The 15,505-nt window shown below is 56.6% G+C and carries 11 protein-coding genes; 7 read left to right on the forward strand and 4 right to left on the reverse strand.

All coding sequences use genetic code 11. The features are described from left to right. The first annotated feature begins 350 nt into the window (after positions 1-350). The 5 genes from glgB to glgP are packed head-to-tail and all read left to right on the forward strand — an operon-like array spanning position 351 to position 9,784. Entirely contained in the window at positions 351-2,537 is a 2,187-nt protein-coding gene (glgB, locus tag AC790_RS15420; protein WP_049852343.1) for a 1,4-alpha-glucan branching enzyme, read from the forward strand. After that, positions 2,537-4,516 carry a glycogen debranching protein GlgX gene (gene glgX / locus AC790_RS15425; RefSeq protein WP_049852344.1) on the forward strand — a complete coding sequence of 660 codons (1,980 nt, stop codon included), beginning with the start codon at positions 2,537-2,539 and terminating at the stop codon, positions 4,514-4,516. The genes glgB and glgX overlap by 1 nt, the downstream gene beginning before the upstream one ends. Before the next feature lie 10 nt (positions 4,517-4,526). Further along, positions 4,527-5,822: a glucose-1-phosphate adenylyltransferase gene (gene glgC, locus AC790_RS15430; RefSeq protein ID WP_049852345.1), complete on the forward strand. Its 1,296-nt coding sequence runs from the start codon at positions 4,527-4,529 to the stop codon at positions 5,820-5,822. A 59-nt stretch (positions 5,823-5,881) separates the two neighbouring features. After that, on the forward strand, positions 5,882-7,315 hold the full coding sequence (gene glgA, locus AC790_RS15435) for a glycogen synthase GlgA (protein WP_007891308.1): 1,434 nt from the start codon (positions 5,882-5,884) through the stop codon (positions 7,313-7,315). Between the two features lie 21 nt (positions 7,316-7,336). Further along, positions 7,337-9,784: a glycogen phosphorylase gene (gene glgP / locus AC790_RS15440; protein WP_007891307.1), complete on the forward strand. Its 2,448-nt coding sequence runs from the start codon at positions 7,337-7,339 to the stop codon at positions 9,782-9,784. A gap of 108 nt (positions 9,785-9,892) precedes the next feature. On the opposite strand, the gene AC790_RS15445 is transcribed toward glgP, so the two are convergent. Together AC790_RS15445 and AC790_RS15450 are read right to left on the reverse strand one after the other, a co-directional pair. Further along, positions 9,893-10,450 (reverse strand): DcrB family lipoprotein, encoded by a 558-nt coding sequence (locus AC790_RS15445; protein WP_007891305.1) that lies wholly within the window; start codon positions 10,448-10,450, stop codon positions 9,893-9,895. Between the two features lie 239 nt (positions 10,451-10,689). After that, positions 10,690-11,355 carry a 7-cyano-7-deazaguanine/7-aminomethyl-7-deazaguanine transporter gene (locus AC790_RS15450; protein ID WP_049852346.1) on the reverse strand — a complete coding sequence of 222 codons (666 nt, stop codon included), beginning with the start codon at positions 11,353-11,355 and terminating at the stop codon, positions 10,690-10,692. A gap of 261 nt (positions 11,356-11,616) precedes the next feature. Here AC790_RS15450 and tusA point away from each other — a divergent pair, with 261 nt between their 5' ends. Then, complete coding sequence (gene tusA, locus AC790_RS15455; RefSeq protein ID WP_049852347.1) at positions 11,617-11,862, forward strand: sulfurtransferase TusA; 246 nt, start codon at positions 11,617-11,619, stop codon at positions 11,860-11,862. Here the strand turns inward: tusA and AC790_RS15460 are convergent. After that, the gene (locus tag AC790_RS15460; RefSeq protein ID WP_049852348.1) at positions 11,859-14,135 is read right to left on the reverse strand and encodes a zinc/cadmium/mercury/lead-transporting ATPase; all 2,277 of its coding nucleotides are present in this window, start codon (positions 14,133-14,135) and stop codon (positions 11,859-11,861) included. The genes tusA and AC790_RS15460 overlap by 4 nt on opposite strands. A gap of 92 nt (positions 14,136-14,227) precedes the next feature. Beyond that, positions 14,228-14,857 (reverse strand): lysoplasmalogenase, encoded by a 630-nt coding sequence (locus tag AC790_RS15465; protein ID WP_007891292.1) that lies wholly within the window; start codon positions 14,855-14,857, stop codon positions 14,228-14,230. Positions 14,858-15,021: 164 nt separating this feature from the next. On the opposite strand from AC790_RS15465, the gene AC790_RS15470 reads away from it, so the two are divergent. Beyond that, positions 15,022-15,378, forward strand: coding sequence for a DUF2500 domain-containing protein (locus AC790_RS15470; RefSeq protein WP_007891289.1), 357 nt, complete (start codon positions 15,022-15,024; stop codon positions 15,376-15,378). Positions 15,379-15,505: the final 127 nt, after the last annotated feature.

A 15,505-nucleotide genomic window follows, 5' to 3' on the forward strand; every position in this document is an offset into this window, starting at 1 on the left:
GTAAACCAGACAGGCCGGGGTTTCCCGGCCTTTTTTGTGTCATCCAGGCTGCAAAAAATCGTACAAATTGCGCCTGACAAGTGATCCGCTTCCCTTTTTTGCTCGCCCGACAACAATTTTTCGCAATCCTCCATGGCTTCTGCCATCCCCAAGCTATGATTTAACAGAGATGTGCCGGTTGTTAACTGTTTTCGTTTTTTCGAACTGAATGGTTTGTTGTACACGGCGATGATCTTTCCCACGGACGGTTGTGTCCTCGCGGTGTACCTATGGCTCAATGAAAAGCAGCGCACCCGAGGCGATAATCCTGCCGACTCTGGTCGCCTGCGCAAAATCATAGGAAGAAAGTCATGTCAGAGCTTCCCGATCGCCAGGCGATCAATGCCCTTTTTGCCGGGAATTATGCCGATCCCTTTTCCTTACTGGGGATGCACCAAACTGCCGCAGGCCTTGAAGTTCGCGCGCTGCTGCCCGATGCCTCCGATGTGTGGGTGATTGAAACCAATACTGGACGCAAATGCGCCCAGCTGACCTGCCTTGACTCACGCGGCTTCTTTTGTGGCGTGATTCCGCGCCGTAAAAATCTGTTTGGCTATCAGCTGGCGGTGAACTGGCACGGCCAGCAAAACCTGATTGATGATGCCTATCGCTTTGGCCCGCTGCTGGCCGAAATGGATGCGTGGCTGCTGGGCGAAGGTACGCACCTGCGTCCGTACGAAACCCTTGGCGCGCACGGCACCACCATTGATGGCGTGCACGGTACGCGCTTCGCCGTCTGGGCACCGAACGCGCGTCGTGTGTCGGTGGTGGGCGAATTCAACTTCTGGGATGGTCGACGCCATCCGATGCGCTTCCGCCGTGAACTGGGCGTCTGGGAACTGTTCGTGCCGGGCGCGGTGAATGGCCAACTGTATAAATTTGAAATCGTGGATAATTCCGGCCAGATGCGCATCAAAGCCGATCCCTTCGCTTTTGAAGCACAGATGCGCCCGCAAACCGCTTCGATGATCTGCGGCCTGCCGCCGAAAACCGAGATGCAGCCGCAGCGCAAAGCCGCAAATGGGTTCGACCAGCCGATTTCGATTTACGAAGTGCACCTCGGCTCGTGGCGACGTCATACCGATGACAACTTCTGGTTAAGTTACAAAGAGCTGGCGGAACAGCTGATTCCCTATGTCAAAGAGATGGGTTTTACTCACATCGAATTGATGCCGATTAACGAGCATCCGTTCGATGGCAGCTGGGGCTATCAACCGCTTGGCATGTATGCGCCTACACGCCGTTTCGGTACGCGCGATGAGTTTCGCCACTTTGTCGCGGCCGCGCATGATGCCGGCATCAACGTGCTGCTCGATTGGGTGCCGGGCCACTTCCCAAGCGATGACTTTGGTCTGGCGAAATTTGACGGCACCGAACTCTACGAACACAGCGATCCGCGCGAAGGTTTTCATCAGGACTGGAACACGCTGATCTACAACTTCGGGCGTCGCGAGGTGAGCAATTATCTCTCCGGTAATGCTTTGTACTGGATGGAACGCTTTGGCATTGATGGGCTGCGCGTCGATGCGGTGGCTTCTATGATCTACCGCGACTACAGCCGCGCCGAAGGTGAATGGGTCCCCAACCAGTTTGGCGGCCGTGAAAACCTCGAAGCGATTTCGTTCCTGCGGCACACCAACCGCATATTGGGCCACGCCGCACCGGGCAGCGTGACGGTGGCGGAGGAATCTACCGACTATCCCGGCGTCACACGGCCATCGGAAGATGGTGGCCTCGGTTTCTGGTTCAAATGGAACCTCGGCTGGATGCACGACACGCTGGATTACATGAAGCTCGATCCAGTGCATCGTCGCTACCATCACCAGCTGATGACCTTCGGTATGCTCTACAACTACACCGAAAACTTTGTGCTGCCGCTGTCGCACGACGAAGTGGTGCACGGCAAGCGTTCAATCCTCGATCGCATGCCGGGCGATGCCTGGCAGAAATTTGCCAACCTGCGCGCCTACTACGGCTGGATGTGGGGCTTCCCGGGTAAGAAGTTGCAATTTATGGGCAACGAATTTGCTCAGGGGCGCGAGTGGAACCACGACAGCAGCCTCGACTGGCATCTGCTGGAAGGCGAGGATAACTGGCACAACGGCGTGCAGCGTCTGGTGCGCGATCTCAACCACACCTATCGCCACTTCACGCCGCTGCATCAGCTCGATTTCGATGGGCAAGGTTTTGAGTGGCTGGTGGTCGACGATCACGAGAATTCGGTGTTTGTCTTTGCGCGCCGCGATCGCGAGGGCAACGAAATCATTGTAGTGAGTAACTTCACGCCGGTGGCGCGAAACAGCTATCGCTTTGGCGTTAATCAGCGCGGCGGCTGGCGCGAAATAATGAACACCGACCAGCACGACTACCACGGCAGCGACACGCGCAATCACGGCGTGGTGCACACCGATGAGATTGAAAGCCACGGTCGGCCGCAATCGCTGAGTTTGACCTTGCCACCGCTGGCAACGCTTTGGCTGGTGCGGGAGAGCGACTGATGCTGGAGCGGGGGCAGCCGAAACCGTTAGGTGCACATTACGATGGGCAGGGCGTTAATTTCACGCTGTTTTCCCAGCACGCCGAGCAGGTCGAGCTGTGCCTGTTTGACGCGCACGGTGCTGAGCGTCGCTTTCCGTTGCCCGCGCGTAGCGGTGATATCTGGCACGGCTATTTTCCTGCGCTAAAGCCAGGCCAGCGCTATGGCTATCGCGTACACGGTCCCTGGGCACCACAGCTAGGGCATCGCTTCAATCCTGCCAAGCTGCTGGTCGATCCCTGCGCCAAAGCGGTGGCGGGCGATGTATTGGACGATGCGCGTTTTCACGGCGGCGAACGTGAGCCTGATAACCAGGATAACGCCGCTGTCGCCGCGAAATCCTTAGTGATCGCTGAAGATTTTGACTGGGAAGCGGATCAACCGTTGCGCACGCCGTGGGGCAACACGGTGATTTATGAAGCGCACGTGCGTGGCTTAACGCAGCAGCATCCGGAAATTCCGGAAAGGCTGCGCGGGACTTATGCGGCGCTAGGGCATCCTGCTATGGTGAAGTACCTGCGTCATCTGGGAATCACCGCGCTGGAGTTGTTGCCGATTGCCCAATTCACCAGCGAGCCGCGCCTGCGCCGCTTAGGGTTGAGCAATTACTGGGGCTATAACCCGTTTGCTCTGTGGGCGGTGGATGCACGTTACGCATCCGGTGAGAACGGTTTATCACCGCTGCAGGAGTTTCAGCAGGCAGTGAAAGCGCTGCATGCGGCGGGCATTGAAGTGATTCTGGATGTGGTGTTTAACCATACCGCTGAACTGGAAGAGATCGGGCCGACGATTTCCCAGCGCGGCGTGGATAACGCCAGCTATTACTGGCTTGATAGCAATGGCAATTATCAAAACTGGACCGGCTGCGGCAACACCCTGAACCTTAGTCATCCCCAGGTGATGGAGTGGGTGCTGGAAGCGCTGCGCTACTGGGTGCGCACATGCCACATTGATGGCTTCCGCTTTGACCTTGCCAGCGTGCTGGGCCGCACGCCGGCGTTTCAGCAGGATGCGCCGCTGTTTGCCGCCATCAAAGCATGTCCGCTGCTCTCGCAGGTGAAGCTAATTGCTGAGCCGTGGGATATCGGTCCCGGCGGTTATCAGGTAGGCAATTTCCCGCCGGACTTTGCCGAGTGGAACGACCATTTTCGCGATGCGGCGCGCCGTTACTGGCTGCATGGTCAGCTGAATAACGGCGATTTTGCCCGCCGTTTTGCCGCATCCAGCGACGTATTTCAGCGTGAGGCGCGTCTGCCGCATGCCAGCATCAATTTGATCACCGCGCACGACGGCTTCACGCTGCGCGATGTGGTGAGCTTCAACAACAAACACAATCAGGCCAACGGCGAAGATAATCGCGATGGCAGCAGCAGCAACTTCAGCCATAACCATGGCAAAGAGGGACTGCAGGTCAACTTCGATATTGTCGAACGGCGGCGGCGCAGCGTGCACGGCTTGCTCACCACGCTGCTGCTGGCGCAGGGCACGCCGATGCTGCTGGCGGGCGACGAACGCGGTCACAGCCAGCACGGTAACAACAACGCCTATTGCCAGGACAATCCGCTCACCTGGCTCAACTGGCAACACGATGATTTTGGACTGGTCGACTTCACTGCTGCGTTAATCCGCCTGCGCCAGCGCATCCCTGCGCTGACGGCGGATCGCTGGTGGCAGGAGGGCGATGGCAACGTGCAGTGGTGTAATGCCAGCGGCAAACCACTGGAAAAAGAGCAGTGGGAACAGGGGACGCACAGAATGCAGATCCTGCTCTCCGGCCGCTGGTTAATAACAATAAACGCCACGGAATCGGTGAGTGATATCGCCTTACCAGACGGAGAGTGGCGTGCCATTCCTCCTTTCGCCGGGGAAGATAACCCCATCCTGACAACTGTCTGGCACGGTCCCGCACACGGTGTGTGCGTGTTCCTAAAGCAATCATAAGGAGTCAGACATGGTGAAATTAGATAGAACAGATCATCTGATGCTGGCGCGCCAGCTCCCTACACAAACGGTTGCCTTGATCCTTGCTGGCGGGCGCGGTACGCGCCTGAAAGATCTCACCGCGAAACGCGCTAAACCTGCCGTGCACTTCGGCGGCAAGTTCCGCATCATCGACTTTGCGCTGTCCAACTGCATCAACTCGGGCATCCGGCGCATCGGCGTGATCACTCAATATCAGTCACATACGCTGGTGCAGCACATCCAGCGCGGCTGGTCGCTGTTTAACGAAGAGATGAACGAATTTGTCGATCTGTTGCCCGCGCAGCAGCGTGCCGCCACCGAACATTGGTATCGCGGTACCGCCGATGCGGTGACGCAAAACCTCGACATTATTCGCCGTTACAACGCGCAGTACATCGTGATTCTCGCCGGGGATCACATCTACAAGATGGACTACTCGCGCATGCTGCTCGACCACGTCGATCGCGGTGCCAAATGCACCATCGCCTGTTTGCCGGTGCCGCTGGCCGAAGCCACGGCGTTTGGCGTGATGGCGGTCGATGCCGAGAACAACGTGATCGATTTTGTGGAAAAACCGCCGCAGCCGCCGTCAATGCCGGGTGACGACAGCCGAGCGCTGGCCAGCATGGGCATTTACGTGTTCAACGCCGATTATCTGTATCAGCTGCTGGAAGAAGACCTGCAGGTGGCCGATTCCAGCCACGATTTCGGCAAAGATCTGCTGCCAAAAATCGTGGCCAGCGGCGAGGCGTATGCGCACTCATTCACGCTCTCTTGCGTGCAGGTTGATGAAAACGCCGAGCCGTACTGGCGTGATGTCGGAACGCTGGAAGCTTACTGGCGCGCTAACCTCGACCTGGCTTCCGTTACGCCAGAACTGGATATGTACGACCACAGCTGGCCGATTCGCACCCATATGGAGCCGCTGCCACCGGCGAAATTTGTGCAGGATCGTTCCGGTAGCCACGGTATGACGATGAACTCGCTGGTCTCTGGCGGCTGCATCATCTCCGGCTCGGTGGTGGTGAACTCCGTGCTATTCCCACGTATCCGCATTAACTCGTTTTGCAATATTGATTCAGCTGTACTGCTGCCCGATGTGGTGGTTGGCCGATCGTGTCGCCTGCGTCGCTGCGTGATCGATCGCGCCTGCGAATTGCCAGAAGGCATGGTCATTGGCGAAAACCCCGATGAAGACAGCCGACGTTTTTACCGTTCAGAAGAGGGCATCGTACTGGTGACGCGCGCCATGCTGGCCAAATTGGCCGGAGCGGTCAGTAAGTGACGAAAGAGCATAGAGATAATTGCCGCGTGGAACGCATGCGATAACAATAGGGGTTCAGGATGCTGGTTTTACATGTCTGTTCAGAGCTTTTCCCGCTGTTGAAAACGGGCGGATTGGCTGATGTGGTCGGTGCATTACCACAGGCGCAAATCGCCGAAGGAGCGGATGCGCGGGTGCTGATTCCCGCTTATCCGGATCTGCGTAAAGGGATTCCTGATACTGAAATTGTGGCGGAGCTACAAACTTTTGCCGGGCCGGTTCGTTTACTTTTTGGACAATTTAACGGCGTTGGTATTTATTTAATTGATGCGCCGGGACTGTATGAACGTCCCGGCAGTCCTTATCACGACACATCGCAATTCGCTTATGTGGATAATTACCTGCGTTTCGCGCTGCTCGGCTGGATGGGTGCGGAGATTGCCAGCGGGCTGGATATGAACTGGCAGCCCGATATCGTGCACGCGCATGACTGGCATGCGGGCTTAACCTGCGCCTATATCGCGGCGCGCGGTGGCCCGGCGAAAACGGTGTTTACCGTGCATAACCTGGCCTATCAAGGGCTGTTTTCCGCGCGCCATCTGGATGAAATACAGATTCCGCGCGCCTTCTTCGACATGCATGGGCTGGAGTTCTTTGGGCAAATTTCCTACCTCAAGGCGGGACTGTTCTATGCCGATCATATTACGGCGGTCAGCCCCACTTATGCGCTGGAAATTACCCGACCGGAGTTTGGTTACGGCATGGAGTCGCTGCTGGAACAGCGGCTGCGCGAAGGGCGGCTTAGCGGGATTCTGAACGGTGTCGATCCGGGGATTTGGGACCCGGCGCATGATTTACTGCTCACCGCGCGCTACGACAGCGAAACGCTGGAGAGTAAAGCTGAAAACAAACGCCAGCTGCAGATTGCCATGGGCTTGAAGGTCGATGATAAAGCGCCGGTGTTCTGCGTGATCAGTCGTCTGACCAAACAAAAAGGGCTGGATCTGGTGCTGGAAGCGCTGCCGGGCTTGCTGGCACAGGGCGGGCAGCTGGTGCTGCTTGGCCAGGGCGATGCCGAGCTGCAGCAAGGTTTCCTCGCCGCAGCGGCGGAACATCCGGGTCGCGTGGGCGTGCAGATTGGTTATCACGAAGCCTTCTCGCACCGCATTGTTGGCGGCGCGGATGTGATCATGGTGCCGAGCCGCTTTGAGCCGTGCGGCTTAACTCAGCTGTACGGCTTGAAATACGGCACGCTGCCGCTGGTGCGTCGTACCGGCGGGCTGGCGGATACGGTGCAAGACAGTTCACTGGAAAACCTGGCAGACGGCGTCGCCAGCGGCTTTACCTTTGAAGACAGTAATGCCTGGTCGCTGCTGCGGGCGATTCGGCGCGCATTTGTTCTGTGGTCTCGACCTGCACTCTGGCGTTACGTTCAGCGGCAGGCAATGGGGATGGATTTTAGTTGGCAGGTGGCAGCACAAGCCTACCGCGATCTTTATCAACGTTTGCTGTAATGAGAGATTGGGATACTTGATATGAATGCACCTTTCACCTATGCCTCACCCACGCTGACGGTTGACGCGCTGAAGCACTCAATCGCCTATAAGCTGATGTTTACTATTGGTAAAGATCCATCGATCGCGAATAAGCATGAGTGGCTGAATGCCGCGCTGCTGGCGGTGCGTGATCGCATGGTGGAACGCTGGCTGCGCTCCAGCCGCGCGCAGCTCTCGCAGGATGTGCGGCAGGTTTATTACCTGTCGATGGAGTTCCTGATGGGGCGCACGCTCGGCAACGCGTTGCTGGCGATGGGCATTTATGACGATCTCAATCAGGCGCTGGACGAGATGGGACTCGACCTCAGCGAGCTGATGGAAGAGGAGAACGATCCTGGCCTCGGCAACGGCGGCTTGGGACGTTTAGCGGCCTGCTTCCTCGATTCGCTCGCCACGCTAGGTTTACCGGGGCGCGGCTACGGCATTCGTTACGATTACGGTATGTTTAAGCAGAATATTGTCGACGGCCAGCAGCGCGAATCGCCGGATTATTGGTTGGAATACGGCAATCCATGGGAATTCCAGCGCTTTAACACGCGCTACAAAGTACGTTTTGGCGGCCGTTTACAACATGAAGGTGCGCGGGTGCGCTGGGTGGAAACCGAAGAGATTGTGGCGATGGCTTACGATCAGATCATCCCCGGATTTGATACTGATGCCACCAACACGCTGCGCCTGTGGGGCGCGCAGGCCAGTAACGAAATCAATCTCGGTAAGTTCAATCAGGGCGATTACTTTGCCGCAGTGGAAGATAAAAACCACTCGGAAAACGTCTCGCGCGTGCTCTATCCCGATGACTCAACCTATTCCGGCCGCGAGTTGCGCCTGCGTCAGGAGTATTTCCTCGTCTCCTCGACGGTGCAGGATATTCTCAATCGTCACTGGCAGATGCATGAAACCTGGGACAATCTGCCGGACAAAATCGCCATCCACCTCAACGATACCCATCCAGTGCTGGCGATCCCTGAACTGATGCGTCTGTTAATCGATGAACAGAAGTTCAGCTGGGACGATGCGTTTGAAGTGACTTGCCAGGTGTTCTCCTACACCAACCACACGCTGATGACCGAAGCGCTGGAAACCTGGCCGGTGGATATGATCGGCAAGATCCTGCCGCGTCATCTCAGCATTATCTTTGAAATCAATGACTACTTCCTGAAAACCATCCAGGAATACTATCCGGATGATTGGGATTTGATGTCGCGCATCTCGATCATCGACGAAAACGACGGCCGCCGCATTCGCATGGCGTGGCTGGCGGTGGTGGTGAGCCACAAGGTCAACGGCGTGTCGGAGCTGCACTCCAACTTGATGGTGCAATCGCTGTTCGCTGACTTCGCGCGGCTGTTCCCTGGCCGTTTCTGCAATAAAACCAACGGCGTGACGCCACGTCGCTGGCTGGCGCTGGCCAATCCGGCGCTGTCTGAGGTGCTGGATGAGGCGATTGGTCGCAACTGGCGTACCGATCTCGGCCAGCTCAACGAACTGACGTCGCAGGTCGACTATCCGGCCTTTATCGAGCAGATCGCCGATGCCAAATTCGCCAACAAAAAACGTCTGGCGGATTGGGTGGCGAAAAACATGGATATCGTGCTCGATCCGCATGCGCTGTTTGATGTGCAGATCAAACGTATCCACGAATATAAACGTCAGTTACTCAACGTCCTGCACGTGATTACGCGCTATAACCGCATCAAGGCTGACCCCACCGCTGAATGGGTGCCGCGCGTGAATATCTTCGCCGGCAAGGCCGCTTCGGCGTATTACGTGGCGAAGCACATCATCCACTTGATCAACGACGTCGCCAACGTGATCAACAACGATCCGCAGGTGAAGAACAAGCTGAAGGTGGTGTTCATTCCCAACTATGGCGTGAGCCTGGCGCAGATCATTATTCCTGCGGCGGATCTCTCTGAGCAGATCTCCACTGCTGGCACCGAAGCATCGGGCACCAGTAACATGAAGTTTGCGCTGAACGGCGCGTTAACGATTGGCACACTGGATGGCGCCAACGTTGAGATGCTGGATCATGTCGGCAAGGAGAACATCTTTATCTTCGGTAACACCACGCCGCAGGTCGAGAAGCTGCGTACCGACGGCTACAACCCGCGTAAGTATTACGAGGACGATCCCGAGCTGCATCAGGCGCTGACGCAAATCGCCAGCGGCGTGTTCAGTCCGCAGGAGCCAGGCCGCTACCGCAATCTGTTCGATGCGTTGGTGAACTTCGGCGATCACTATCAGCTGCTCGCGGATTATCGCAGCTATGTGGACACGCAGGACAAGGTGGACAAGCTTTATCGTCAACCGGATAAGTGGCAACGCAGCGCGGCGCTGAATATCGCCAATATGGGGTATTTCTCGTCGGACCGAACCATTCAGGAGTATGCGGATGAGATCTGGCACATTTCGCCAGTGAGGTTGTAAAGCGGGGAATTCCTGAACCAGGTCGCCATGAATGGCGACCCTACCAAACCGCACTGAACCATTGTAGGGTCGCCATTCATGGCGACCAATGTGTTCAGGTTTTAAGGATTACTTCAAAGTAATGCTCTTCACGATCCCATCAGCATCGCTCTGTGCCTGCTGCTGGTTATCCGCTGGCAAGGTAATTTGCAGCGTCAGCAGTTTGCCGTCCACTTTCGCCAGAATCACTGAAGACCATGAAGTCTGGTTGTTGGCAGCAATCACCGTATCCAGCTGCTGAGCCGGCTGATCTTTCAACGTAACCGCTTTGTTCGACACCACCTGCAGCTGCGGATCGCGGCTGCGCTGCTGCTGTTCCAGACGCTGCGCTAGCGCATCAAGCGCTTCGTTAGTTGGATCGCCTGCAATCACGATAATTGCGCGCTGCCCGGTTTCGTCGGCATAGACGTGCATGTTGGTCGATTCAGAGCCGAGTTTGCCGCTCTTGTCAGACATGCCCGCCGGCAGTGAGAAGCTCAGCTTGCCGTCCATCAGATTAACCGTCTGAGCAGACTGGCTGGCGCTGGCACCGTTACTGTTTGCTGCCGCATCATCTTTCTTCTGGTCACATGCCGCCAGGCCGATCACCAGCAGGCCAATACCCACATATTTCACTACGTTACGCATTCTTTTCCCTTTTACATGATTCCAGTCGTTTAGGTTTATAGCCTAAATAATTCAAGCGGCAGAAAGGCGGTAAGCGCGTGAACCCATGAGCTTACATGAGTAAGTGATTGGGTGAACGCGCGCAGCCAACGCATCTGCCGTTTGAAGTATGCCGGCTAAAAAAACGGAATGGGCGGTTAAAACCAACCGCCGGGGTGTCAGGGAATCTTAGCGGGCCATGGGGTTATGTATATGTGCAATTAGCCGAAATTGATCTGCTGCTGCGCGGAACGCTCGGCTAATCGCTTCAGCATGGCATTCAGCAGCACGCCGTAAGCGGGCAGGAAGAAGATCATGCAGATCAGCACTTTGAAGCTGTAATCCACCAGGGCAATCTCGACCCAATGCGTGGCCATAAACGGGTCTGGACTCTTGTAGAAAGCGATGAAAAAGAAGGCCAGCGTATCGCTAATATTACCGAGGAACATCGCTGCTGCCGGGGCAATCCACCACTGTGATAAACGGCGCAAACGGTTAAAAACGTGTACGTCGAGAATCTGGCCCAGCGCATAAGCCATAAAGCTGGCGCAGGCGATGCGCGCGACAAACAGATTCACCTCTTCCAGTGAAGCCCAACCTTGCCATTCGCCCTGATAAAACACGCACGACACAAGATAGGAGATCACCAGCGCCGGAATCATCACCGCCAGAATAATGCGACGAGCCAGCGGCGCGCCAAAGATGCGCACGGTAAGGTCGGTAGCGAGGAAAATAAACGGAAAGCTGAACGCGCCCCAGGTGGTGTGGAAGCCGAAGATGGAAACCGGCAGCTGTACCAGATAGTTACTGGAGGTGATCACCAGCAGATGGAAAAGCGATAGCCAAAACAGCGCATGCATGCGCTGACGTGCAGAGAAGTTGATCATGTCTAACCTTTTTAATAGTGGGGTGAGGGAACCCATTGCCCGTCATACTTCAAGCTGTAGCTGCGTTGGCTGCTCGCACTTGCCGCCTTGCTACAGCTCGAATTATTTAGGGCGGAATATGGTAGCAATTTAAAAATCGGCGGCATCTTAACGCGTTGCGCAATTTATGCAATGGTTAATTTTAACGCAATCGTTATCGCCTTGCGTTGGCTAATTTGCGCGCTAGAATGTGCGCCCATCATCAACAACAGACAGAGAATCATGAGCGATCCCTTTTCTGCGCCTGACCATAAGCTTGATGCCCTTGGCCTGCGCTGCCCGGAACCGGTAATGATGGTGCGCAAAACCGTGCGCAGCATGCAGGCCGGTGAAACCTTGCTGATCATCGCCGATGATCCCGCCACCACGCGCGATATTCCCGGTTTCTGCCGTTTTATGGAACATCAGCTGCTGGCACAACAGACCGAAAGCCTGCCGTACCAGTTTCTCATCAAAAAAGGCGCTTAACGCTGACGCAGTAAGCGCAGTGCATTCGCCGTAACCAGTGCGGTGGCGCCGGAATCTGCTAGCACCGCCAACCACAAACCGGTAAAGCCGAGCAGCGTGGTGACGAGGAAAATCGCCTTCAGGCCCAGCGCCAACGCCACGTTCTGCCGGATGATGGCGCGCGTGCGCCGTGCCAGCATCACCGCGCGCGGCAAAATCGCCAGCTGATTTTGCGTCAGCGCCATATCGGCGGCCTCCAGCGCGACATCGGTGCCGCTGCCCATGGCAATGCCCATGCTCGCAGCTTTCATGGCGGGCGCATCGTTGATGCCGTCGCCTACCATCGCCAATGATTGCTGTGCGCCCAGCTGTCGCACTGCCGCAACTTTATCGGCAGGCAGCAAACCCGCGCGATAATCAATGCGTAACTCGGCGGCAATCGCGGCGGCTGCGCGCGGGTTGTCACCGGTCAGCATCACGCTATTTATGCCAAGTTTTTGCAGCTCAGCCAGCGCGCTAATCGCCTCTTCACGCAACCGATCGCGCAGCGCTAATGCGCCGAGCACCTGTTGCTGCTGCAATAGCAGCACCACGGTTTGCCCCTGCGCCTCCAGTTCGGCCACCTGCTGCTGCTGTACCTCGTCGAGATATTTGGCTTCACGGGGCGTAAGTAACTGATACGACACGCCATCGATTTCGGCACGAATACCGCTGCCCGCCAGCGTTTGCTGCTGTGAGGCGGGCGGAATGGTGAGCTGACGACGCTCGGCTTCGCTGACAATCGCCTGAGCCAGCGGATGTGTGGAGCCTTGTTCTACCGCAGCAGCGATGCTGAGCAGGCTATTTTCCGCTGTTTCGCCAAACGACTGAATATGGGTGACTTGCGGTTTGCCCGCCGTCAGCGTGCCGGTTTTGTCGAACGCCATCAGGCTTACGCGACTGAGACGCTCCAGCGCCGCGCCGCCTTTGATCAACGCGCCCTGACGTGCGGCGGCGGCTAATCCCGAGGTAATGGCGGCCGGCGTGGAGATCACCAGCGCACACGGGCAGCCAATCAGCAGCAGCGTCAGCCCTTTATAAATCCACGGCAGCCAGTCACCGAAGCCAAGTAGCGGCGGCAGCACCATCACCAGCAGTGCCAGTAGCATAATGGCGGGCGTATAGATGCGGCTGAAGCGATCGATAAAGCGCTCAACCGGCGCGCGATGCGTTTCGGCTTCCTCAATCAGTTGCAGAATGCGGTCGATAGCACTTTGGCCGGGCTGGGAAATCACTTTCAGCGTCACCAGACGATCCAGGCTGGTGGCGCCGGCCATGATCTGTTCGCCAGGCTCACGCGCTACCGGCAATGATTCGCCAGTCAATGCGCTTTCATCAAAGCTGGCGCTGGCATGCAGTAATTCGCCATCTGCCGGTAAACGGCCACCGGCCGCCACTTCAATCACATCGCCAGGCTGCAGCGCTTCTAAGCGGACGTTTTCACGCTGCGTACCCGTAATACGCGTGGCGGTATCGGGACGCAACGCCATCAGCGCGGTGACACCGCGACGCGCGCGCGCAGCGGCGTAGGCTTCCAGGCGTTCGCCCAGCTGGAACAGCAGCAGCACCATGGCGGCTTCAGCATGCGCACCAATCACCAGCGCGCCGGCAGCGGCGATGCTCATCAACATCTCAATGCTAAAGGGCGAACCGTTGCGCAGCAGTTGCCACGCGCTGCGAGCGATAGGTGCCAAACCAACCAGCGTAGTGGCAATAAACAGACGATCGCCCCACAGCGGTGAAACCTGGCTCAGCAGCCAGCTGGCGAGCATTAGCACGCCGAGCAGCAGCAAACCGGCATTTTCCCGCCAGCGGCTTGCGGGGGACGAGATTGATTGGGGATCGTTAGCCGTCAGCGTAAAGCCGGCATTTTTCACCACCTGTTCTATGGTGGTGCGGATGTCCTGATCAGCATCGACCACCAGTTTCTCACTGGCGAAGATCACCCGTGCTTGCTGTACCTGCGGTACGCGTTGTACGGCAGTTTCGATTTTGCGTGCGCAGCTGGGGCAATCCATGCCCGCTATTTGCCAGCGGAATTGGTGTGAGGTGAGGGCGGGCCTGTCGCTTTCGGCGTCGCTATCGCCGCCGGGCGATCCGCTATTGCTGTCGCAACAGCCACAATCACCTTCAACAGTCACAGGCTGAGCGGCGGAGATTTTTAAGGTCGTGGGTTTTATGCTGCGAACGGAACACAGCGGCTGCGGCTGGCTGTGGGATTTTCCACAGCGGCACGGATGAGCATGTTGATGCATATAACCTCCGGAATCAGGGGCGGGCTAATACCCGCGCCCTAATGCTACACTCTGGAGTCCACTCCAGAGTCAAGCGGAAGGTTAGCTTTTCTTCAGTAAAGCCACAGTGAACGCGCAATCATGAAGTGACCGGCGAAGTAGCAGGCGGCAACGATGGCGCTATCGGCGCTGAAGCGGCGGCGATAATGCGAAATAAACCAGACGATGTTGGCCAACAGCAGCAACGCGGCGCCGACCAGCAGCGAGAAGCTGAAGTCAGTTGGACGGAAGAAGTAGTTTTCCGCCGCCATCCAGTTCATCACCAGCGTCATACCGATCAAGGTGCAAATTGGCCAGCGCAGCTCTTCCAGTTTGGTCCACAGAATCCCGATAACGATGACGCCAATAATCAGGAAGGTGAGAGGAATCGGCCAGAAGAAGCTCATGGTCATATGCGCTGCAAAACTGATGGTGTAAAGCAGATGCGAGAGGAAGAATGCGCCCAGCGCATAGAGCATTTGCTGACGCGGCAACAGCATCAACGCATCACCCACCAGCGTGGCAACCAGGCCAGCCAGAATCAAATAATCGGTGGTGTTGAAGGTTGGCGCTTGCCATGCCCAGGCGACGAGCAACAGTAAGGTGACGGGTTTAAATAGCCAGCGCTGCCATTGCGGACCGCGGTAGGATGCATCGACGTACAGCCAGCCGGAAAAAAGTACGGCAAGAAAAGACCAAAGCATGTTTTCTCCCTTTTCTGGACGAAATGTCCGCCAGTTTGATGAATTTTCCCAAAATCACTCACTCAGTGTAAGTTACCGGCGCCAAATGTGACAATCAGCCGACTCTGGTTGTATGCTTTGTCGTCTTTTCCTGTTCCGACTTAACGCAAAGCACGAGATAAATCATGAGCAAACCACCGCTAATCTTTTTCATCGTACTGGCCATTATTGCCGTATTGGCGACCCGTCAGTTTATTAAACAGCGCCGCGAAACGGCGGTGAACGATGCCTCGCCGGTGCGCTCGCTGAGCGTGGAAGTGAAAACCAAACGCGAATTCCCGTCACCCAATCGCCGTTCGCGTCAGCGCGAGGAGATTGTGGCTGAGGATATGAAATACGAAGCCTGGTTCCATCCGCTGAACGGTGCGAGTGACATTAAAGTGACGGTCAACGCCAGCGATTATCATCAGATGGATAAGGGCGTGAAGGGCGAATTAAAGATGAAAGGGACGCGGTTTGTCAGTTTTACCCCGGCCCCGTAGGGCTGAGGGATCCCCAGGAATATTGTTAATACACATACACGATATTCCTGTAATTCCCGGCCAGCCCGGCCCGCGCCTCTTCAATATCCAGTTCTCCCACGCTGCCCGGTTCCTGCCTTATCGCGTT

Source organism: Pantoea sp. RIT-PI-b (genome assembly GCF_001187905.1).
GTDB lineage: Bacteria > Pseudomonadota > Gammaproteobacteria > Enterobacterales > Enterobacteriaceae > Pantoea > Pantoea nemavictus.

What these genes read in the sequence shown, in the direction of transcription:
- glgB (WP_049852343.1), top strand. Translation starts at nt 351, where the DNA reads ATGTCAGAGCTTCCCGATCGCCAGGCGATCAATGCCCTTTTTGCCGGG.
- glgX (WP_049852344.1), top strand. Translation starts at nt 2,537, where the DNA reads ATGCTGGAGCGGGGGCAGCCGAAACCGTTAGGTGCACATTACGATGGG.
- glgC (WP_049852345.1), top strand. Translation starts at nt 4,527, where the DNA reads ATGGTGAAATTAGATAGAACAGATCATCTGATGCTGGCGCGCCAGCTC.
- glgA (WP_007891308.1), top strand. Translation starts at nt 5,882, where the DNA reads ATGCTGGTTTTACATGTCTGTTCAGAGCTTTTCCCGCTGTTGAAAACG.
- glgP (WP_007891307.1), top strand. Translation starts at nt 7,337, where the DNA reads ATGAATGCACCTTTCACCTATGCCTCACCCACGCTGACGGTTGACGCG.
- AC790_RS15445 (WP_007891305.1), bottom strand. Translation starts at nt 10,450, where the DNA reads ATGCGTAACGTAGTGAAATATGTGGGTATTGGCCTGCTGGTGATCGGC.
- AC790_RS15450 (WP_049852346.1), bottom strand. Translation starts at nt 11,355, where the DNA reads ATGATCAACTTCTCTGCACGTCAGCGCATGCATGCGCTGTTTTGGCTA.
- tusA (WP_049852347.1), top strand. Translation starts at nt 11,617, where the DNA reads ATGAGCGATCCCTTTTCTGCGCCTGACCATAAGCTTGATGCCCTTGGC.
- AC790_RS15460 (WP_049852348.1), bottom strand. Translation starts at nt 14,135, where the DNA reads ATGCATCAACATGCTCATCCGTGCCGCTGTGGAAAATCCCACAGCCAG.
- AC790_RS15465 (WP_007891292.1), bottom strand. Translation starts at nt 14,857, where the DNA reads ATGCTTTGGTCTTTTCTTGCCGTACTTTTTTCCGGCTGGCTGTACGTC.
- AC790_RS15470 (WP_007891289.1), top strand. Translation starts at nt 15,022, where the DNA reads ATGAGCAAACCACCGCTAATCTTTTTCATCGTACTGGCCATTATTGCC.